Genomic DNA, 21,003 nt, shown 5'->3' with positions numbered 1-21,003 from the left:
CCATCCACAAGGGGGATGCATGCGAACCTTACAACTCAATGCCGATATGGGCGAAAGCTTCGGGTCCTGGGTGATGGGCCTGGACCATGAGGTCATGCCTTACATTGATCTGGCCAATATTGCCTGTGGCTTTCATGCCTCCGACCCGGATGTCATGCGGCGTACCGTGCGCATGGCCGTCGAGCATGACGTGAAAGTGGGCGCTCACCCCGCCTACCCGGATCTGGTCGGTTTCGGGCGACGCAGCATGGCCTGCTCGGCGGCGGAGATCGAGAACCTGGTGCTGTATCAGATTGGTGCGCTGGCGGCGGTTTGCCGGGCAGAAGGTACAGCTCTGCACTATGTCAAACCCCACGGTGCCCTGTACAACGATATGGCACGCTCCGAGGAGATTTTTAGCGCAGTCGCTAAGGCAGTCGTGGCGTTTGACCCCTCACTTCCGCTGATGACGCTGGCAACCCGCGACACGTCACGCCTACGCCAGCTGGCCGAAGCACAAGGCGTTAGCCTGTGGTTTGAAGCTTTTGCTGACCGTGGCTACGATGCGGATGGCCACCTGATGTCGCGCCGCCTGCCCAATGCCGTTCATCATGACCCGGAGATCATCATCGAACAGGCACGGCGGATTGCCATGAGCGAAGCGCTGACCGCCAGCGATGGCAGCGCTTTGATACTGAGTGCCGATGCGCTGTGTGTGCATGGCGATAACGCCGAATCGGTGGCCTCGGTCCGCCGAATTCGCCAGATGCTGGAAACGCTATGAAGATTAGCCCTTTACCCCGCCTGGAGCGCGCCGGTCTTGATGGCTGGATGGTACGGCTGTTTGACACCATTGATGAGCACAATCTGCCCTGGCTCACCGCCTTGACGCACGACTGTGAGGCTGCCTTCGGCTCGGCCCTTGTCGACCTAGTGCCGTCCTACACCACCCTGCTGGTCGTGTTTGATCCTGAACAACTGACGCCTGCCGCCGCCCGGCAAACCCTCGCGCAATTGCTCACTACCTTAAGCCCGAAAGAAAGCGGCGTTGAAGGCAGCCTGCATGACATTCCCACCTGGTATGACGCCAGCGTCGGGCCGGATGTTGAACGTGTGGCAGAGCTCTCCGGCTTGACCGCTGAACAAGTGGTCGAACGCCATGTTCAGCAGGAATACCGCGTCTTCGCCCTGGGCTTTGCACCGGGGTTTGCCTTTATGGGGTTGCTTGACCCCGCGCTTCACTGCCCTCGCCTGGACACGCCACGCCAGCGGGTACCGGCAGGCAGCGTGGCCATTGCAGGCCAACAGACCGCCGCCTACCCTAGCGTAACGCCCGGCGGCTGGAACCTGATCGGGCGAACCTCCGTCAGGCTTTTTGACCGCCAGCGCGATGGATTCAGCCTGCTCAAAGTGGGTGACCGCGTGCGTTTTGTCAGCATCGACCAAACCGCTTTTGAAGCCGAAGGCGGTGATACCTCACCGCTCAAGGCGATAACCACGAAACAGGAGGCCCACCGCTGATGAAGTCACTCATTGAAAAAGGCCTGGACGGCCTGCGTGTGACCCGCGCCGGGCCCTTGGCACTTTTACAGGATGCTGGCCGATTCGGCGTTCGCCACCTGGGGGTCACCCAGGGCGGGCCTGCCGACCTTCACGCCTGGGCCTGGGCCAACCGCCTGGCTGGCAACCCCTGGGGCACCAGTGCACTGGAGGTTACGTTTGGTGGCCTGGAACTGGTTGCTGAACGGGTCATGACGCTGGCTATCACCGGTGCCGACCTGGGCGCACGGCATAACCAACAGCCTGCCCCATGCTGGCGCTCATTCCAGGTTACCCCGGGCGATACCCTCACCTTCGCGGCCCCGACAAACGGTCTGCGCGCTTACCTGGCAGTGGCAGGTGGATTTTATGGTGAGGCCGTCTTAGGCAGCACGGCTTGCGTGGTACGCGAGCAGCTGGGCGGCATCGACGGCCAGGGCAAAACCTTACGCCAGGGCGACCGTTTGATGCTGCAGAAGGCACCACGCCATTCGGGCGAGGCACAGGTAACGCCGTCATCGGAGATCATTGACTATACGGCGGAAGCCACCCTTGATTGTCTGCCCGGCGCCCAGATTGCGGCGTTTAGCGGCAAAAGCGTATTTGATGCCTTCAACGCCGACTGGCAGGTGGATCAACGCACTGACCGTATGGGTGTTCGACTGCTGGGGCCGACGCTGCGTTGCCGCATCGACTCCATGGTCTCGGAAGGGATTTCACTGGGGGCTATTCAGGTGCCACCGGATGGCCAGCCGATAGTGCTGCTCAACGATCGTCAGACGATTGGCGGCTACCCGAGGCTTGGCAACCTAACACCGCTTGCTGCGTCACGACTGGCGCAATGCCAGCCGGGGCAGAAAGTACGCCTGCGAGCAGTGGATGCCGATGAGGCGCAACACCAGCATCGGCAATTCCTGAACATTTTCAAAAGCAAAGACAAAAGCTAACGTTGTCTCGCCGTTGGCTTATTTGACGATTCCAATGGCGTATTCATCACCGGCATCAAGCAGCCAGCGGTAGACGTAATCTGCAAAACTGCGGCGTACCACCAGTTCCCAGCGGTGCTCACTGGGCCGACGCAGGATAACCGTCGCCTTGGCGAACACCGTGGTGACGCCCTTGCCTACCGGGAAATGCTCTGGGGTAACGTCATAGATGACGCTTTTCATCAAAAGCTCACGCGCTGCGTCACCATCCAGTTCAAGCAACGTTTGGCCGCCACTGACTTCGGTGATGGCAAAGTGAGCACCGCCCAATTCCTCACGCAAGCGGGTTTCCAGCTCGAAGGCTTCACCGTCGGGGACAATCAGTAGCCATTCATCTGGCGACAGCCACTGAAGGGAACGTTCGCCGCTGGCATCATGGGCCAAGCCCGAGGGCTTAGTCGGCATCTCGATGCCGGTGACGGTTTTCACTGCCTCCCCCAGCACGGCAGCACTGCCGCGCAGGATCAGGTGGCCCAGGAAGGCGCGTTCACGCATATCCACGCGGCTGGCAGGCGTTGCCGCAGGGGCCGGGCGATGCTGCAGGCTGAAGGCCAGCGGCGATTCGATCGCGATAGCGCTGTCGGTTCGGGTATCGAAGGTAGCGATATCAGACATGCTGGCGCTCTCCCTTGGGGTCATAGAAAATCGGGCTGACGATTTCAGCTTCGTGGACCTGGCCATCCACCATGGGCAGGAAGACACTCTCTCCCATCTTGTTATGCCCGCCCTTCACCACGGCTAACGCAAAGCCACTATTCAGCGTCGGACTGTAATAACTGGAGGTCACATGCCCGACCATCGGCATCGGAATCGCGTGCTGCGGGTCGAGGACGATCTGGGCACCTTCTTCCAGCACCACACTTGGGTCCTTGGGTTTCAGGCCAACCAGCTGCTTGCGACCTTCGCGGCGGGTATCCGACCGCGTCAATGCCCGTTTGCCGATCCAGGAATAAGGTTTGTCGTAACCGATACACCATTGCATACCGAGGTCTTCCGGCGTTACCGAGCCGTCCGTGTCCTGGCCAACAATGATAAAGCCTTTTTCAGCGCGCAGAACGTGCATGGTTTCGGTGCCATAAGGCGTCAGGCCGTATTTATCACCGTGTTCGAACAGCGTTTTCCAGACGTACATGGCGTAGTGCGCCTGAACGTTGATTTCGTAACTCAGCTCGCCGGTAAAGGAAATCCGGTAAATACGCGCGGGCACACCGGCAACCTTCCCGGCACGCCAATCCATGAATTTGAAGCTCTCCCGATCAAGGTCAATGTCGGTCAGTTCACTCACCAGCTTGCGCGCTTCAGGCCCGGTCACCGTCATGGTCGCCCAATGGTCGGTCACAGAAGTGAAGTAGACCTCAAGCTCCGGCCATTCGGTCTGATGCCAGAGTTCCAGCCACTCCAGAATGGCGGCCGCACCGCCCGTCGTCGTGGTCATCAGGAAGTGGTTTTCGCCCAGGCAGCTGGTCACACCATCGTCGGTTACCATGCCATCGTCTTTACACATCAGGCCGTAACGGCACTTACCCACCGCCAGTTTGGCCCATTTGTTGGTGTACATGCGGCTGATGAATTCACGCGCATCCGGGCCCTGAATATCAATCTTGCCCAGAGTGGACGCATCCAGAATGCCGACTTTTTCACGCACGGCACGACATTCCCGCTGGACAGCATCATGCATGCTCTCCAGCTGACCGTTAACCTTGTGTGGATAATACCAGGGGCGTTTCCACTGGCCGACATCCTCAAACTCAGCGCCACGCGCCACGTGCCAGGCATGCATGGCCGTATAGCGCTCGGGGTCGAAAAGCTCGCCACAGTGGCGCCCGACAATGGCACCGAAACTGACCGGCGTGTAATTGGGGCGGAAGACGGTGGTGCCGACCTCAGGGATTGAGCGCTTAAGACAGCGCGCCGCAATCGCCATGCCATTGATGTTACCCAGCTTGCCCTGGTCGGTACCAAAGCCCATGGCCGTGTAACGCTTGACGTGCTCGATAGACTCGAAGCCTTCACGGGTTGCCAGTTCAATGGCGGCGGCGGTTACGTCATTCTGCAGATCCACAAACTGCTTGGGTGCCCGCAACGTGGAGGCTTCATGAGGAATCTGATAGACCCCCTGAGCGTCGCCTTTGCGGATTTCCACGCTGGCAGGCAGGTTGACATCAGCGGCGCTAAAGCCACGCGCTGCGGCGGCTTCGGCGCCGGTTTTCGCGCCTTCGGCCAGCACGCTAGCCAGCGTATAAGTTCCGTTGGCACTCCCACAGGCATGAACACCTTCTACCAGCCCCGGCACAAAGCCGAGCAGATCATCGCGCCAGGTGGGCCGCGCACCGGTGTGAGATGCCAGGTGAATCACCGGGCTAAAACCGCCAGAGCTGGCAATGGTGTCACACGCCAGCTCTTCAACCGCACCGGATACGCAGAAACGCGCCAGATCGATTTTCGCGACCCGCGCGCCTGTCACGCGATTCGCGCCCTTGGCTTCGATCACACCGCTACCGGTGATAATGCGGATGCCTTGCGCCCGCGCCGCCTCGACCCATTCGCCCTCGGGGTTCTCGCGGCTATCGGCAATCGCCACTACGTCATGGCCTGCCGCCTTCCAGTCCAGTGCGGCGCGATAGCCATCATCATTGCTGGTCGACAGCACCAGCGTTTTACCCGGCACCACGCCGTAACGGCGAATATAAGTAGAAACGGCACCCGCCACCAGGTTGCCCGGCACATCATTATTGGCGTAAACCAGTGGCCGCTCATGAGCGCCGGTGGCCAACACCACCTGCCCGGCACGCACCCGGTGCAGCCGAGCCCGCGCCTGACGAAGGCCATTCACGCGTGATGCCGTTTCGCCCAGGTGGTCGGTGCGCTGTTCATGCAGGGTCACAAAATGATGATCGTGATAGCCATTGGCTGTCGTGCGGGCCAATAAAGTGACGTTATCCAGGCCTGCCAGCTCTTCCAGCACACCGGCAGCCCAGTCAGCGGCTGGCTGGCCGTCCAGGGTTTCGTGGCTGGCCAACAGCGAGCCGCCCATTTCGTCCTGTTCATCGGCAAGTATGACCCGCGCGCCGCTACGGGCAGCCGCCACTGCCGCCGTCAACCCTGCAGGGCCAGCGCCAATGACCAGCACGTCGCAATGCTGATGCATATGATCGTAAATATCCGCATCCGGCTCCATCGGGCTACGCCCCAGGCCAGCCGCTTTACGGATGTATTTTTCATAGGTCAACCACAGCGAGGCCGGTGCCATAAAGGTCTTGTAGTAGAAGCCCGGCGGCATGAACCGGCCGCCCAGCTTACCCATCATCCCCATCAGGTCGCGCTGTACATTCGGCCAGCCATTGGTGCTGCGTGCCGTCAGGCCATCGTACAAAGGCTGCTGAGTGGCGCGCACATTAGGCACCTGCCCCGCCTCCGTTGCACCCAGCTGGACAATCGCATTCGGCTCTTCAGCGCCAGCCGCCACGATGCCCCGCGGACGCGAGTATTTGAAGCTGCGGTTAACGATATCCACGCCGTTGGCCAGTAGCGCTGACGCCAGGGTATCGCCCGGATGCCCGGTATAGGTTTTGCCATTGAAGGTAAAGGTCAGCGTCTGCGTACGGTCAATGCGGCCGCCTTCGGCCAAGCGCTGCGGCTGATTTACGTGGTTCATGAGCGCACGCCTCCCGGGTTCTGAGCGGTGTCTTCCGAGGTCACGGAAGGCTTTTCGCCCATCTTGTAGGTTTCTAGAATCTTGTAGCTCACCGTATGGCGAGTGACGTTGAAGAATTTCCGACAGCCAACCGCATGTACCCACATTTCGTGGTGAATACCTCGGGGGTTGTCGCGGAAAAACAGGTAATCGCCCCATTCTTCATCGCTACAGGCTTCCGGCTCTTCAGGGCGCAGAATATGTGCCTGGCCCTTGGGATGAAATTCCTCTTCCTCACGGTGCTCTTCGCAGTAAGGGCAATAGATGTAAAGCATGTCGCTCTCTCCTTAGTACGTGAGCTCAGTGCGCGACGCCGGCAGCGCCATGTTCGTCAATCAGCGCACCGCTGTGGAAGCGGTCAATCGAAAACGGCTTGGCAATCGGGTGCATCTCGCCTTTGGCCAGACTGGCCGCAAACACATGCCCGGAACCTGGCGTTGCCTTGAAACCGCCGGTCCCCCAGCCGCAGTTGAAATACAGCCCTTTGACGGGAGTTTTGGACAGAATCGGGCAGGCATCCGGGCAGGTATCAACGACACCGCCCCATTGGCGGTTCATACGCACGCGGGAGAAAATCGGGAACATTTCGACAATTGCCTGCAGGGTGTGCTCTACCGTCGGGTAGCTGCCGCGCTGACCATAACCGTTATAGCCATCAATCCCGGCGCCGATCACCAGGTCACCTTTATCCGACTGGCTGATGTAGCCATGCACATGGTTAGACATCACCACGGTATCCAGCACCGGCTTGAGCGGTTCAGACACCAGCGCCTGCAGCGGGTGTGATTCCAGCGGCAGTCTGAAGCCCGCCATTCCCGCCAGCACGCCGGAGTTACCGGCGGCCACACAGCCCACGGTTTTGGCTTCGATATCGCCACGGTTAGTGTGTACGCCGTATACCTGGCCATCACGAATCTTGAAGCCGGTGACTTCTGTCTGCTGAAGAATATCCACCCCCAGCGCATCGGCACCCCGGGCATAGCCCCAGGCAACGGCATCGTGGCGGGCAACCCCGGCACGCGGCTGCCAGGAGGCGCCCATCACCGGGTAGCGGGCGTTTTTAGAGCAATCCATGATCGGCACCAGTGCCTGTACGCCCTGGGCATCCAGCACTTCGCCATCAATGCCGTTCAGACGGTTGGCATTCACCCGACGTTGAATATCGCGCATATCCTGCAGCGTATGCCCGACGTTAAGCACGCCACGCTGAGAAAACATGACGTTATAGTTGAGATCCTGGGAAAGCCCTTCCCACAACCTCATCGAATGCTCATAAAGATAGGCAGACTCGTCCCATAAGTAATTGGAACGCACGATGGTGGTGTTACGCGCGGTGTTACCCCCGCCCAGCCAACCTTTTTCAATAACGGCCACATTCGTGACCCCAAATTCCTTGGCCAGATAGTAGGCCGTCGCCAGACCATGACCGCCACCGCCAATAATAATGACGTCATAGGCCGGTTTAGGGGTTGGGTTGCGCCACTGGCGCTGCCAGTTTTCGTGATGGCTGAGCGCATGCTTAACCAGCCCGAAGCCAGAATAGCGTTGCATGGAAGGCTCCTGAATGCGTCAGGCTTTCTGCGGGCAATTCATCCCACCCCGGCAGCCCTACGTCATTATTATTGGTGAACGATGATGGATTAGGGAATTTGCTGTTATTGAATTAAAGGCTATTACGCTGCCCACTAATTGAACAAATGCGACAAAACACATGAATATTTCAAATAGAAAGCGCTTCAGGCTAATGCTAGAAAAAGCGGGAACGGGGCATTAAAGCGCGGGCTTGCCGTCGACATACAGAAAGAAGGGGTCAACCTGATGGCCATTCGGCAGGGTTGCGTTTTTGCGCAGCATGGAAGGCGAAGCACCAAAACACTCGCGAAACTGGCGGGAAAAATGCGCGGTGTCGGCAAAGCCGCAGCGAGCACCAATTTCGGTCACGCTTTTGCCCGTGTAATTCAGTAGCCACAAGCCATAGCGTAACCGCAGCTCACGGGAAAACTGCTGTGGGCTAACCCCTAACGTCGCCTTGAATCGCCGCTCCAGATTGCGCCGTGACGTACCAACCCGTTCCGCCAGTGCTTCAATGTTGATCACCTGACCAAGATGCTGCTCCAGCACTGTGACGGCACGCCGCACAATGCGGTCTTCCACTTTACCAAACACCACCGGCTGGGGTTGCGGTGAAGCACCCTCGCGGGCCTCGTCGAGCAGCATGATATGCAGGCTTTTCATCGCCCACGCCTTGCCGATGTGGCGCTCGATCAGCAACGCCGCCAGATCCGCTGCCGCCGCTCCACCGGCACAGGTAATGCGATCACCGTCATCAATGAACAGGCGGTCTGCCACCGGGTCAGCGTTAGGAAAGCGCTTGGTCATTTCATGATAGTGGTACCAGCTGACACAACAGCGGCGGCCTTGCATTAACCCGGCCTGAATCAGCGCAAATACGCCGGTACACAGGCCAACCAGCGGCACACCTGCTTGAGCCGCTTTACGTAAATACGCACTGGTAGCCGTTTCCAATGGCGCGGAGCCTTCCTGCACGCCGCCAATCACCACCAGATAGTCAAAACTATCCGGTGACTGAAACGGCTGGCATGCTGAGATAACCGCGCCACAACTGGAGGTCACCGGCTCGCCGTCAGGCGTCAGAAAGACCCATTGAGCACGCAGCGGGCGGCTGCGGTCGCCTTCATCCGCCGCCAGCCGCAGGCAGTCCACAAACGCGGCAAACGGCAGCAATGTAAAGCGGTGCAGCAACACGATACCCACCGAAAGGGAAGGTGCATTATTCGCCACTCCGCTCATTGAATTACCATGCCTGACTCACTCCTGAAGTCGTTAAAAACGTAAGGCGTTAAAAACGTGAGGCACTAAAAGGCGTCAGATTAACATCGCCGGTTTTTCCTGACAGCAAATCCGCCACGCACTTACCTGTTGTTGCCCCAACGGTTAAACCCAGCTGGCCATGACCAAATGCCATGACAACGTTTTCCAGTGCCGGTGAGCGGTCAATCACCGGCTTGGTATCCGGCAGAAAGGGCCGCCAGCCAGCACCGAACTCCATGCCTTCGGTGTTCAACCCTGGCAGGATTCCCTTGGCTTTTTCGAGAATAAATTCAGCGCGCTTAAAGTTTGGCTCGGCGTTCTCACTGGCAAACTCAATGGTACCGCCGATCTGCAAACCACGCTCCATGGGAACCATACCAAAGCCACCGTCCGCATAAAAACTGGCATGGGTCAGCTCAACCTCAGGGTTGGGCAGCACGACCTGATAACCGCCCACTTTGATCAATGGCACCTTGACGCCCAGGGTTTTAAAAAACGCCTTGCTGCCATTACCGGCAGCAACCACCACCTCTTCAGCGGGATACCTGTCACCGCTTTCAAGCGTGACACCAACCGCACGGCTGCCCTGGGTTTCGATGCGTGCAACGCTGTCCTGGACAAGCTCACCGCCCTGGGCAACAAAGCTTTTGGCCAGTTCAGCCATAAAGGTTTCGGTATCGCACACCGTACGCCAGTCGGAAAGCAGCAATCCGTGTGAAAAGCGCCCAGCCAGGGCCGGTTCCAGTTCAGCGATCTGCTCGGCATCGAGCACTTCGGAGGCAAACCCCAGCGAACGTCGCAGCTCGACATATGTCTGTTCATGCGCCAGCCCCGCCGCATCATCAAACAGCTCCAGGGTAGGATGCTGACCAATCAGGTCGTCACGTTGGCAGTTGGCCAGTAGCGGGGCGTAATCCTGATAGGCACGACTTGTCAGGGTTGCCAGCTCATGGGCAATGGTGTTGATGCGAGAGCGCCTTGCATGGGTAATAAACCGCAGCATCCAGGGCAGCAGCCCCGGTAACGCAGAGGGCCTCAGGGCCAGCGGCCCTTTATGGTCCAGCAGCCAGCCGGGCACTTTTTTTATAATATCGGGTTTGGACTGAGGGATAATTTCACTAACAGCAATCTGGCCGCAACTCCACTTGGCCGTACTATCCCCAGGCATGGCAGGCTCAATCAGAGTGACTGCTTTGCCTTCTTTCTGTAGATACAGCGCACAACAAATCCCGACAATTCCACCACCAATCACTACCGTTGGGCGGCTTATGGTCATTATGTCTCTCCAGGTTCATTGTTGACAGCGAAAGCCACAAAAACAAACACCCCGCCTGATACAGGTCGGGGTGTCATCTTACGTATCAGATGCTGTCTTGCGAGTGTCTATCAGCTCGCGGTAGATGGCTTGTGCGTAGAGCTGGTTACCGCGGCGTCAGCAGCAGCTCCCAGCGCTTCGGAAGAGGCAATATGCTCCCCCTGCTCTTCCCACTTAGCGCGCTCTTCATCGGTCGCCTTGGGCGAGAACCAACCCGTTTGCGCATAAAGGATACCGATCAAAGGCGATAACCAGCAGGCAAACGCCAGCGGAATATACAGCAGGTTCTCGACGCTACCACCCCCAATACCAAGGCCTAACACGCTGATCACGAAAGCACCGCCTGCGTTCCAGGGAATCAGCGGCGACATCAGGGTACCGCCTTCCTCAATACCACGCGACAGGTTCAGGGTCGAATAACCCAGCCCGCGGTAGGTCGGTGCGTACATACGGCCCGGCAGTGCCACGGAGAGGTAGGGGTCGCCTGCGACAAGGTTCGTCGCAAAAGACGTCAGGATAGCAGAGGTCTGAACGCCAGAAAATGACTTCACCTTGGCCATGATCGCCATGATGATGGTTTCCAGACAGCCGGTTTTCTCCAGCGCCCCACCAAAACCCAGTGCGATCAGGATCAAGGAGATGGTCCACATCATTGACTGAATGCCACCACGGTTGAGCAGGCTATCCATTTCGGCAACGCCGGTTTCAATGGAATAGCCATAGTTGGCATAGGTCACGATGTCATGCAAGCCAACGCCTTGTGTCACCATGGCCGTAACAGCACCGGCCAACACACCAGCAAACAGCGAGGGAATCGGCGGCATTTTCTTCACAGCCAGAACAATAACCAGTAACGCCGGCAACAGCAGCCACGGAGAGATAGTAAAGTTTGCGTTAAGTGATGCGGTAATGGCTTCAATGCTCTCAAACGATGCGCCCTGATCATCAATCATGGTATAGCCCACGACCAGATAGATCACTAGCGCAATCAGCATGGCAGGGACGGTGGTCGGCATCATGTTTTTGATATGCGAGAACACATCGTTGCCGGTTACCGCTGATGCCAGATTGGTGGTATCGGAAAGTGGTGAAATCTTATCACCAAAGAAAGCACCGGAAACAACGGCACCCGCTGTCCAGTAAATCGGGATTTCAAACCCGGCACCAATGCCGACAAGCGCCAAGCCTACCGTGCCCACGGTGCCCCAGGAAGTCCCCAGAGAAACCGAAACCACCGCACAGATCAACATGGCCGCCGCAAGGAAAATAGCGGGAGACAGTATCAACAGACCATAATAGATCAGGCTGGGTACCGTACCACTGGCAATCCACACGCCAATGATCATACCCACCAGGATCAATACTGATACCGACGGAAGCGATACGTTGATAACGTGAAAGGCGCCATCCTCAATGCGTTTCCAGCGGAAGCCAAGCTTGATGCCGACCAACGAGGTAATTGCCAGACCGATGGCCAAAGGGATATGCGGCGTAAAGTCGCCAAAATAGAAAATCTGTATAGCAAGGACAATCAATGTCAGCACGACGGGCGTTAGCGCTAGCCCGAGACCGGGTTTTTGACGAACCTTTTTTGGTTTCTCTTCCATCTTGTAAACCTCGTTATTATTGAACGTTTGATGGTTTCTCAGCGGTGATGTGCCTGTGTTGCAACAGATCAGCTAGATCATTAAGGACACTGAATCACAGAAACACACTTCAGGGGCTGTTGCTTGTTTTATCCGTGACTTTCCTCAACTGACAATAAACGGCGCTTAAAAAATAATCTTGCCTTTAAACGTCGCGTTTAAATCCCCATATTAAGAGAATACGATTGTAGCGATGCATTCACGTGTCGATTCCACGGGTTTTTGTGTTTGATCCGGGGAAATAAGGCATCGCCCCTGCTCTATCGGTTTAAAGCACGCCTTTAGATTAACACTCTCAGGCACTGCCCAGAGTGGTACAACGTAAACCCTCCTTCATAAGCTTTGCTCCAAAGCGGCCTGGCTTTGATGGGTTTCGGGGGCTTGAGCGATAGTGGTAACAAACTGTCATCGCCATGAATCAGGTAATGCGCGAAGCCCTTGCCAACCACCGTTCCCGTCGTAATACCTCTACCATTATAGCCCGCTGCGGCGAGTATGCCTGTGGCAGGCTGAAATAGCCGCAAGGTATGGTCAGGTGTGAACGCAATACGACCTGACCAGGTGTATTCCCACGTAACATTACCCAATTGTGGAAAGTAATGACGCTGAATACGGTCTGCCCAGAAACGCACATAGCTCTGCGGTCGACCGTCACCTTTGCCCAGGCTACCCAATACCAGGCGCCCCTCAGCATCTCTGCGCATGCTGCTCAACACCAGGCGAGTATCCCAGGCACCTTGATGCTCAGGCAGTATCTCGTCAGCTGCCGCTTGCGTCAGAGGTTCTGATGCCACTTGAAAGAAATGCCCCGGGAAAAATTTGTCGCGCACCTGGTTCCATTCATCTTCACTATACGCATTGGTCGCCAACACCACGTCAGGGGCGGTAATATTCCCTTGCGGTGTGTCTACCCGCCATTGTTCGCCCACCCGCTCCAGGGAAAGCGCTGGTGTTTCCGTATAGAGTGTTGCTCCGAGGTTTTGTGCCACTGCCGCCAGCCCACGCGTGTAAGCTGCCGGGTTGATGGTACCTGCGCGGCCATCCCATAACGCACGGCGAATGCGCGTCGTACCGATTTTCTGCTGGCAGGCTTCATCTTCAACAAGCTCCACGGGAGCACCGCGACGTTGCAACTGCTCGGCTCGCCGAGCCAGCTCTTTTTCACCGCCCGCATTATGGGCCAGATGAAAAGTACCGGTGCGAGTCGTCTGACAATCAATGGCAAAGCGCTCAATCAATGCAAACACCTCACCCGGCGCATTCCCCAGGATGGCATTGGCACGCTCGCCCTCTTCCTCACCCAGGGCTTTGACGATATCGTCAGGCGGTATCCATAACCCTGCATTGACCAGTCCCACACTCTTGCCTGAGCCACCGTTGGGAATATCACCACTGTCAATCAAGGTGGCTTTTACGCCCGCCTCGGCTAAATGCAGCGCCGTGGAAAGCCCGGTAATGCCTCCCCCGATAATCACCACATCCGTTTGCTGCTCCCCTTCAAGCGGACCAAGATCAAGACTGGGCAAAGGCGATATGACATGCCACAAGCATTGCTCTTTCATGCTTATCTCCTGCAGCATTTCTGCTGAGGGGGTATCTTCCTCAGCAGAAAAAGCATCACCGCAACTGTCCCGTTTGTCAGAGCAGTTGCGGCTTGCCGATTAATCGAACTTGATGCCCTGGGCGAGCGGCAGTTCGCGAGAGTAGTTTACGGTATTGGTCTGACGACGCATGTAGCTTTTCCATACGTCCGAGCCGGATTCGCGACCGCCGCCGGTTTCTTTCTCGCCACCGAAAGCACCGCCGATCTCGGCACCGCTTGGGCCGATATTGACGTTGGCGATGCCACAGTCACTGCCGGTATCGGAAATAAAGGCTTCTGCTTCACGCACATCGGTGGTGAAAATGCATGATGAAAGCCCTTGAGGCACATCGTTTTGCAGTGCGAGTGCCTGATCAAAGTCCTGGTAACTCATCACGTACAGGATAGGCGCGAAGGTTTCCTGCTTGACCAGAGCATTCTGGCTGTCCATTTCGACAATCGCGGGTGACACGTAATAACCCTGAGGATACTGTTCAGCATGCTGGCGCTCTCCACCGAACACGTTCGCCCCTTGATCACGGGCCTCGCTCAGCACGCTTTGCATCTGATTGAAGGCATCCTCATCAATCAAGGGACCAACCAGATTACCCTTCATCGGGTCACCGATGCTGACATTGGCATAGGCCTTCTTGACCCGCTCGACCACCTCATCCCGCACGGATTCATGCACGATCAGACGGCGTAGCGTCGTACAGCGCTGGCCTGCTGTGCCTACGGCTGAAAACAGAATGGCACGAACCGCCATGTCCAGGTCTGCACTCGGTCCAACAATCATGGCGTTGTTACCGCCAAGCTCCAGAATGCTGCGACCAAAACGGGCTGCCACACGCGGTCCCACTTCGCGGCCCATGCGAGTGCTGCCTGTCGCGCTAATCAACGGAACACGGGGATCATCGACCAGCGCTTCGCCTGCGTCACGGTCACCCACGATGACCTGGCTCAGGTAGTCAGGGGCATCATCGCCAAACTCCGCAATGGCGTTGTCCAGCAGCGCCTGGCAAGCCAGGGCACACAGCGGGGTTTTTTCCGAAGGTTTCCATAGCAGGCTATCGCCGCATACCAGGGCTAGGGCGGCATTCCACGCCCATGGAGCGACCGGAAAGTTAAAGGCCGTAATCAAGCCTATGGGGCCAAGCGGATGCCAGCTTTCCCGCATATGGTGGCCAGGGCGCTCGGATGCGATCGTTAACCCGAACAGCTGACGCGACTGCCCTACTGCCAGATCACAGATGTCGATCATTTCCTGAACTTCACCCAGCCCTTCCTGGTAGATTTTGCCGCATTCCAGGGTCACCAGGCTGCCCAGATCTTCCTTATGTTCGCGCAACTGTTCGGCAAACAGACGAACAAGCTCGCCACGCCGTGGCGCGGGCACCTGACGCCACTGCTCAAAAGCGGCCTGCGCACGCTCAATCCGTGTATTGACCTGTTCAGCACTCTCCATCGTCACATGGCCAAGCGGCTGGCCATCGGTGGGGCTTGCCACCGCATAATCTCCGTTCTGATACATCTCGGCCTTAACGCCCATGCGCTGCATAATGGTGTCGATCATGATGTCTCCTTTGATTGTCATTGACGTGTCTGAATACCCAGACAGTATTGACAGGAGAATTGACGCACCTCAAACGAGGTTTTATAACGACATCATTCTATTTTTTCTTATAAGGCGAAAGTATATGAGTTGGCGGCACTTACCTACGCTCACGTCCATGCAGTGCTTTGAGGCATCGGCGCGACATCTCAGCTTTACGCGTGCCGCTGAAGAACTCAGCCTGACGCAGAGCGCGGTCAGCAAACAGGTAGCCCAACTGGAGGTCGTGCTTGAGCACCCCTTGTTCCGGCGGGTGCGCAAGCGGTTGCAGGTCACCCCGGAAGGCTCTCTTTACCTGACGGAGGTGCGTAAAATTCTCGCCCAGGTAGAAATGTCGACCCGCTATATGCAGTCTTACGGTGGGCAAAGCGAAGTGCTCAACGTGACAACCCTACCCACCTTCGGCGCACGCTGGCTGATTCCACGCCTGAACGGCTTTCGTTTTAGCCATCCAGGCGTTTATCTCAATATCAGTAATCGGGTGGACCCCTTTGATCTCGAAGAAGAGCACATTGATGTGGCCTTTTTCTTTGGCCATGGTGTCTGGCCAAAAGCGGAGTGCATCAAGTTGCTGGATGAAACGATGGTGCCTGTGTGTGCGCCCAGCCTGGTTCCACAAGCGGGCATCCAGGACCCCATGGAACTGAGCCAGCTGGTATTACTGCAGAGTACGACGCGCCCGGAAGCCTGGCATGACTGGTTTGCTGCCCAGCACTGCTACACCCGGCATAGCTATCACGGTCCACGTTTTGATACGTTTTACATGGCATTGACGGCCGCACGCGCAGGCTGCGGCGTTGCCTTAGTGCCACGTTTTCTGGCTCAGGAAGAACTCGATGCCGGCCAGCTCACCATTCCCTGGCCGTATGCGTTTACCAGCCGCGGCGCCTACTATCTTGCCTACCCGGAATACAAAGGCGAAGTTGCCAAGGTAAAAGGGTTTGTTGAATGGATACTGGGACACATCGACCCCACCTCCACCCAGACAGAAGACTCTGAGCCCGCGGAAAAATCATAACTTTATGGAATGAAGTCGTTAAATTTCGCCAGTAGCAAACAGAGGGAGGCGACTTGCTGGCTCCTTGGCCAGGATCTTGGCTAACGCCTTGGCTAAGACTTTGGTATAAATTCGACCTTGGTATTATATCAAATATGTTTTATACTGCGCTGCAACAAGCCCTTTCTGGAGCTTCTTGACGGAGACCTTTTATGACTCCTAATACATCAACAGCAGCGCATCTCCAACGCAGCCTGCGTCAATGCCTCGCCACGGCAGCGGAGCTGCTCTACCATCACGGCCATGTGCTGGAAACCATTACTCTTTCGCATCGCGGGTTAACACGCCGAGATCTGGCCACGCTGAACAAGCAGTCAACCGAATGGGCGACCTGCCAGAAGGTATTGATTGCCAGCGAAGCAGCGGTTTATAACGAATACGACCATTTCGTGCTGACAGCCATGGGCCGCGAGCTTATGTTCGATATGTTTGGTGAGGGCGCTGCGGACTGCGCCTGACGATGCCCGATAAGATGCTGATTTACAAAAAACGCCACCGCTTATACAAGCGGTGGCGTTTTTTTGTAGGGATACCGTTGCGTTAGTGGTGATGTCTTTTCTCGGGCTATTCACTCTTGTGGCCAAGACTCATCAGATAGAGCGCTCCTGCCAGCGCCAACACCGAAAGTGCCAGATAAATCGCATCCAGAGGCGTTGCAAAACGAATATCCACCACAGCGCGGAAAAATTCGATAATCACCGCCAGAATAACCACGCGAGCAATCTTGTCTTTCAGATGATCCAATGAAGCCACGTTGAACGGATGCTGTAGATTACTGATTTCGGCCTTATCGATACGTGACACGAATAGCCGGTAGATGCCCAGCGAAAAAATCAGCAGCACGATCGCAATCAGATAAATATCCACGGCAACAACCACATCCGGCACCAGAGTATCGTGAATATTTGTCTCACTGCCCAACAAATAGTAACTCACGGTCCCAGCGACAATTTTGAAAATATCGATTGTTCCCACTGCAAACAGCACGACCGACCCCAGCAGACTAGGGATGACCGCCAGCATCACCAGAAACCGCGAGTTCCATAGCAGGTTTTCAACGCGTCGCTCCCAGGGATGCTGTTGGTCAGGGGTCTTGGGCAAAGGCTTTTCCCCTCGCTGTTCCGGCTCATGATTCGTCATTATAGGCTCCGCTCCATCAGTTGAACGACACGCTTACTTTTTAAAAAACATTGACCGCAACCAGCACAAAGGTTGCCAGAGTGAGGACCATACCCGCCAGCACCCAACGCCCATCGCGAGCGACCAGCCCTAGCCCCAGCAAGGTTAGCGCAAGCCCCGCGCCGTTGGCCGAAAATGGAATAAACTCCATGGGCGGCATGGCCAGCGCAATAATGAGCGCGGTTACCGCCGTTAATCGGCTACCCTGTTTGCCCGTCAGCCACCGCCAGCGAACGCGTAACCAGCGATCAATCCAGCGGGCGGGGTTTCTGGCGTACTGCAACGCCTTGATAAACTTGGCCCGCGACAGCTGGCGCTTTAACAGCCAATGCGGCAACCAGATGTGCCGACGCCCTGCCAGCAGCTGTCCGCCGGTCAACAGTAAAATAGCAGCCATCAGTGTTGGCACCCCGGGTATGTCACCCACCAAAGGGGCCAGGGTGATGAGCCCGGCCGCCAGCAGTAGCGGGCCGAACGTGCGCAAACCAACCACTTGAAAGACATCATCAACACTGACGTAAGCTTTCTGCGGCGCCACCTGCTCCATTATATCAATCAAATCGGTCAGACTTGAGACGGAGTGAGTCATCATTGCTTACCTTTTCTGTCCGATTCGACGTTAGTCACGCTCTTTCAGCTGCTCCTTGAGCTGTTTGGGCACCTGTTTGATAATTAACCGGTCAGAGGCTTCGTCATACTCGATGCTGTTGCCCAACAGATGGGAATCAAAGCTGATCGACACGCCGCCAGCACGGCCGGTAAAACGGCGGAACTGGTTAAGCGTACGCTTATCAGGGGGAATTTCTTCGGCTAACCCGTAATCTGAATGGCGGATATGCTCATAAAAGGCCTTGGGCTGGCGCTCATCCACCACGGCAGACAGTTCGTCCAGCGCCATGGTTTCACCACGGCGTAGCTGATCCGTCGCGTAACCTACCAGCGCATCGGTTTTTTCACGGCTGGCGTCTTCGTCAAAGGCTTCTTTTTCGACGTAGTCGCTGAATGCCTTGAGCAGCGCGCGGGTTTCCTGCGGCGCATCCACGCCCTCACTGACACCCAGCCATTGCGCTACCACCTCGGCTACCTTCTGGCCACCTCGCTCCTTCAGAAACGACACATATTGGGTCTGTTCTTCGCCCTGCTGCCATTGGGTCAGGTTAATGCGTGCCGCCAACGTCAGCTGGCGGGTATTCAATTGCGCTGCCGGAATGGCGTGGTGGGCTGAGTCAAGTCCAATGCCCTCACGCTGATGCACCAATGCCACCAGAAACGTCTCGGTGTCACCCTGCTGCTGGTGAGCAAACAGCAGGTAGCCTGCCACTGAAAGGTGCTCGGCCAGCGCATTGGCCAACTGTTCGGTCAGGGCCTGTGTGAACGTGGCAAAATCATCTGCCTCGCTCAGATAGCGACTCAACGCAGAGGCAAACACAGCATTCTCGGCGTCAAGGTCTGCGCTGAAACGCCCCCAACCTTTGGGCTTGGTGTTATAGGTATCATTCAGTGCGCCCGCCAACGCCTCCATTACCTCGCTGCCCGGTGGGTGGGAAGCGCTCGCCGGGGTCACGTTCAGGCGGGCACCCTCAAGGGCGGGTTCCAGGCGATGAACAATACTTTGCAATAATGGCATGGCGATCAGGGTGTCCTTAAAACGGTTTTACGGGGTCTTCATCACGTTGGCTGACAACGTTTTCAACAGTGGCGCGGCACAAAGCGACTCAGGGTTTCAGGCGATATCCCGTGCGGAAAATCCACGCTATGGTTGCCAGGCAGCCCACCAGAAAGACAAAGATCATGATCACGCTGGCCACGATACTCACGTCACTGATGCCATAAAAGCTCCAGCGGAAACCGCTGACCAGATAGACCACCGGATTCAGCAGGGTCACGCCCTGCCAGAAAGGCGGCAGCATATCAATCGAGTAGAAGCTCCCGCCCAGAAAGGTCAGCGGGGTTATCACTAAAAGCGGCACCAGTTGCAGCTTGTCAAAACCATCTGCCCAGATACCGATAATAAACCCCAGCATGCTGAAGGTCAGTGCAGTCAGCACCAGAAACGTCAGCATCCACACAGGGTGAGCAACTTCCAGCGGCACAAAGAAGTTCGAGGTCAACAGTATGATGATCCCTAACAGCACCGATTTCGACGCTGCCGCTCCCACGTAGCCAATGACAATTTCCAGATAGGAAATAGGCGCCGACAGGAGCTCATAAATGCTGCCGGAAAACTTGGGAAAGAAAATCCCGAACGAGGCGTTGGAGACACTCTGGGTCAGCAACATCAACATGATAAGACCCGGCACGATAAAGGCGCCGTAACTGATACCCCCGATTTCCTCAATGCGTGAGCCAATGGCGGCGCCAAACACCACAAAATACAGTGAGGTAGAGATCACCGGCGACACAATACTCTGCAGCAGCGTTCGGCGGGTACGAGCCATTTCCGCCATATAGATGGCACGGACAGGATAAAGATTCATGCGCGCTCCTTGACCAGATCAACAAAAATATCTTCCAGCGAGCTTTGCCGGGTGTGCAAATCCTTGACGCCGATATCCGCCGTCTCCAGGGCACGCAACAAGGTTGAAATACCGCTGCTGTCACGCTGTTTGGCGGAACTTTCGTAGGTATACACCAGCTCATCGCCGGCTTCGCTAAGCGTCAGCTCGAACGCTGCCAGCGAATCAGGAATTGTCTCAATGGGTTCAAACAACTGCAGGGTTAACTGTTTACGGCCAAGCTTTTCAATCAGGGCATTTTTTTCTTCAACCAGGACGATTTCGCCGTTATTGATGACCCCGATCCGGTCAGCCATCTCTTCGGCTTCCTCGATATAGTGAGTGGTCAAAATGATCGTCACGCCCTGATCGCGCAGCTCGCGTACCACTTCCCACATATCGCGGCGCAGCGCCACATCGACGCCCGCCGTTGGCTCATCCAGAAACAGAATACGCGGCTCGTGGGAGAGCGCCTTGGCAATCAGCACGCGGCGTTTCATACCGCCCGACAGCGTCATCAAGCGGTTATTGCGTTTATCCCACAGCGTCAACGCCTTGAGCACTTTCTCGATATGGTCCGGGTTGGGCGGCTTGCCGAATAACCCCCGGCTGAAGCTGACGGTGTTCCACACGGTTTCAAATGCCTCGTTGGTTAACTCCTGAGGCACCAGCCCGATTCGCTCACGGGCATCGCGGTAATTTTTAACGTTATCAAAACCGTCCACCCACACCGTGCCTTGGGTGGGCGACGCCAGGCCACACACCACGCTGATCAGCGTGGTTTTACCGGCACCATTCGGCCCGAGCAGCGCAAAAATCTCGCCCCGTTCGATACTCAGATTAACCTGACGTAATGCCTGGAAACGTCCAGCACCGCTCTTATCAACAGCGCTTTTATCAACATAGCTTTTATCGAGGCCTTCAATGCGAATGATCGGGTCGCTCACTGCCTACTCCTTGCTGTTGAAAAATAGACGAGGTTGCTGGACCCATTGTCTGCCACAGAACCAGCACGTCGCTCACTTGCTCATTGTACTGGACGCAGGGGCGTTCCCCTATGCGCCAAGGGCTGGTATCTTCCATCTAT

The 21,003-nt window shown here is 56.6% G+C and carries 19 protein-coding genes; 5 read left to right on the top strand and 14 right to left on the bottom strand.

The annotated features are described in order from the left end of the window. Positions 1-19: 19 nt before the first annotated feature. From ACU6TU_RS01240 to ACU6TU_RS01230, 3 genes are read left to right on the top strand one after another with little or no spacing between them, the layout of a single operon-like run. On the top strand, positions 20-763 hold the full coding sequence (locus tag ACU6TU_RS01240; protein WP_447142798.1) for a 5-oxoprolinase subunit PxpA: 744 nt from the start codon (positions 20-22) through the stop codon (positions 761-763). Next, positions 760-1,500 (top strand): 5-oxoprolinase subunit PxpB, encoded by a 741-nt coding sequence (gene pxpB, locus ACU6TU_RS01235; RefSeq protein WP_447142797.1) that lies wholly within the window; start codon positions 760-762, stop codon positions 1,498-1,500. The genes ACU6TU_RS01240 and pxpB overlap by 4 nt, the downstream gene beginning before the upstream one ends. After that, positions 1,500-2,465, top strand: a complete 966-nt coding sequence (locus tag ACU6TU_RS01230; protein ID WP_447142796.1) for a 5-oxoprolinase subunit C family protein — start codon at positions 1,500-1,502, stop codon at positions 2,463-2,465. Before pxpB ends, ACU6TU_RS01230 begins: the two co-directional genes overlap by 1 nt. 18 nt (positions 2,466-2,483) lie before the next feature. On the opposite strand, the gene ACU6TU_RS01225 is transcribed toward ACU6TU_RS01230, so the two are convergent. The 9 genes from ACU6TU_RS01225 to amaB all read right to left on the bottom strand — a co-directional run bounded on the left by ACU6TU_RS01225 (position 2,484) and on the right by amaB (position 15,146). Then, on the bottom strand, positions 2,484-3,119 hold the full coding sequence (locus tag ACU6TU_RS01225; RefSeq protein WP_447142795.1) for a sarcosine oxidase subunit gamma: 636 nt from the start codon (positions 3,117-3,119) through the stop codon (positions 2,484-2,486). After that, the gene (locus ACU6TU_RS01220; protein ID WP_447142794.1) at positions 3,112-6,159 is read right to left on the bottom strand and encodes a sarcosine oxidase subunit alpha; all 3,048 of its coding nucleotides are present in this window, start codon (positions 6,157-6,159) and stop codon (positions 3,112-3,114) included. Before ACU6TU_RS01220 ends, ACU6TU_RS01225 begins: the two co-directional genes overlap by 8 nt. After that, positions 6,156-6,473, bottom strand: coding sequence for a sarcosine oxidase subunit delta (locus ACU6TU_RS01215; protein WP_447142793.1), 318 nt, complete (start codon positions 6,471-6,473; stop codon positions 6,156-6,158). Before ACU6TU_RS01215 ends, ACU6TU_RS01220 begins: the two co-directional genes overlap by 4 nt. Positions 6,474-6,498: 25 nt before the next feature. Then, positions 6,499-7,749 carry a sarcosine oxidase subunit beta family protein gene (locus ACU6TU_RS01210; protein WP_447142792.1) on the bottom strand — a complete coding sequence of 417 codons (1,251 nt, stop codon included), beginning with the start codon at positions 7,747-7,749 and terminating at the stop codon, positions 6,499-6,501. A gap of 219 nt (positions 7,750-7,968) precedes the next feature. Next, positions 7,969-9,009 carry a GlxA family transcriptional regulator gene (locus ACU6TU_RS01205; RefSeq protein WP_447142791.1) on the bottom strand — a complete coding sequence of 347 codons (1,041 nt, stop codon included), beginning with the start codon at positions 9,007-9,009 and terminating at the stop codon, positions 7,969-7,971. Positions 9,010-9,058: 49 nt separating this feature from the next. Continuing rightward, positions 9,059-10,306: an NAD(P)/FAD-dependent oxidoreductase gene (locus tag ACU6TU_RS01200; RefSeq protein WP_447142790.1), complete on the bottom strand. Its 1,248-nt coding sequence runs from the start codon at positions 10,304-10,306 to the stop codon at positions 9,059-9,061. A gap of 110 nt (positions 10,307-10,416) precedes the next feature. After that, complete coding sequence (gene nhaC / locus ACU6TU_RS01195; RefSeq protein WP_447142789.1) at positions 10,417-11,952, bottom strand: Na+/H+ antiporter NhaC; 1,536 nt, start codon at positions 11,950-11,952, stop codon at positions 10,417-10,419. Positions 11,953-12,272: 320 nt separating this feature from the next. Then, a complete protein-coding gene (gene amaA, locus ACU6TU_RS01190; RefSeq protein ID WP_447142788.1) occupies positions 12,273-13,553 on the bottom strand; it encodes an L-pipecolate oxidase in 1,281 nt (426 codons plus the stop codon). A gap of 99 nt (positions 13,554-13,652) precedes the next feature. Continuing rightward, on the bottom strand, positions 13,653-15,146 hold the full coding sequence (amaB, locus tag ACU6TU_RS01185; protein WP_447142787.1) for an L-piperidine-6-carboxylate dehydrogenase: 1,494 nt from the start codon (positions 15,144-15,146) through the stop codon (positions 13,653-13,655). 124 nt (positions 15,147-15,270) lie between these two features. Between amaB and ACU6TU_RS01180 the strand changes: the two genes are divergently transcribed. Continuing rightward, the gene (locus ACU6TU_RS01180; protein ID WP_447142786.1) at positions 15,271-16,203 is read left to right on the top strand and encodes a LysR family transcriptional regulator; all 933 of its coding nucleotides are present in this window, start codon (positions 15,271-15,273) and stop codon (positions 16,201-16,203) included. Positions 16,204-16,394: 191 nt separating this feature from the next. Continuing rightward, positions 16,395-16,700 (top strand): hypothetical protein, encoded by a 306-nt coding sequence (locus tag ACU6TU_RS01175; protein ID WP_447142785.1) that lies wholly within the window; start codon positions 16,395-16,397, stop codon positions 16,698-16,700. Between the two features lie 106 nt (positions 16,701-16,806). Here ACU6TU_RS01175 and ACU6TU_RS01170 read toward each other — a convergent pair whose 3' ends face one another. The 5 genes from ACU6TU_RS01170 to ACU6TU_RS01150 all read right to left on the bottom strand — a co-directional run bounded on the left by ACU6TU_RS01170 (position 16,807) and on the right by ACU6TU_RS01150 (position 20,863). Then, positions 16,807-17,382 carry a YqhA family protein gene (locus ACU6TU_RS01170; RefSeq protein WP_447142784.1) on the bottom strand — a complete coding sequence of 192 codons (576 nt, stop codon included), beginning with the start codon at positions 17,380-17,382 and terminating at the stop codon, positions 16,807-16,809. A 40-nt stretch (positions 17,383-17,422) separates the two neighbouring features. Continuing rightward, complete coding sequence (locus ACU6TU_RS01165) at positions 17,423-18,010, bottom strand: exopolysaccharide biosynthesis protein (RefSeq protein WP_447142783.1); 588 nt, start codon at positions 18,008-18,010, stop codon at positions 17,423-17,425. 30 nt (positions 18,011-18,040) lie between these two features. Next, positions 18,041-19,048 carry a nucleoid-associated protein gene (locus ACU6TU_RS01160; protein ID WP_447142782.1) on the bottom strand — a complete coding sequence of 336 codons (1,008 nt, stop codon included), beginning with the start codon at positions 19,046-19,048 and terminating at the stop codon, positions 18,041-18,043. Between the two features lie 88 nt (positions 19,049-19,136). Beyond that, positions 19,137-19,898, bottom strand: coding sequence for an ABC transporter permease (locus tag ACU6TU_RS01155; protein WP_447142781.1), 762 nt, complete (start codon positions 19,896-19,898; stop codon positions 19,137-19,139). After that, on the bottom strand, positions 19,895-20,863 hold the full coding sequence (locus tag ACU6TU_RS01150; RefSeq protein ID WP_447142780.1) for an ABC transporter ATP-binding protein: 969 nt from the start codon (positions 20,861-20,863) through the stop codon (positions 19,895-19,897). The genes ACU6TU_RS01155 and ACU6TU_RS01150 overlap by 4 nt, the downstream gene beginning before the upstream one ends. Positions 20,864-21,003: the final 140 nt, after the last annotated feature.

It is taken from the genome of Halomonas sp. LS-001 (genome assembly GCF_052983955.1).
Note: the sequence above shows the minus strand (reverse complement) of the source record. Positions and strands in the feature narration are given on the sequence as shown.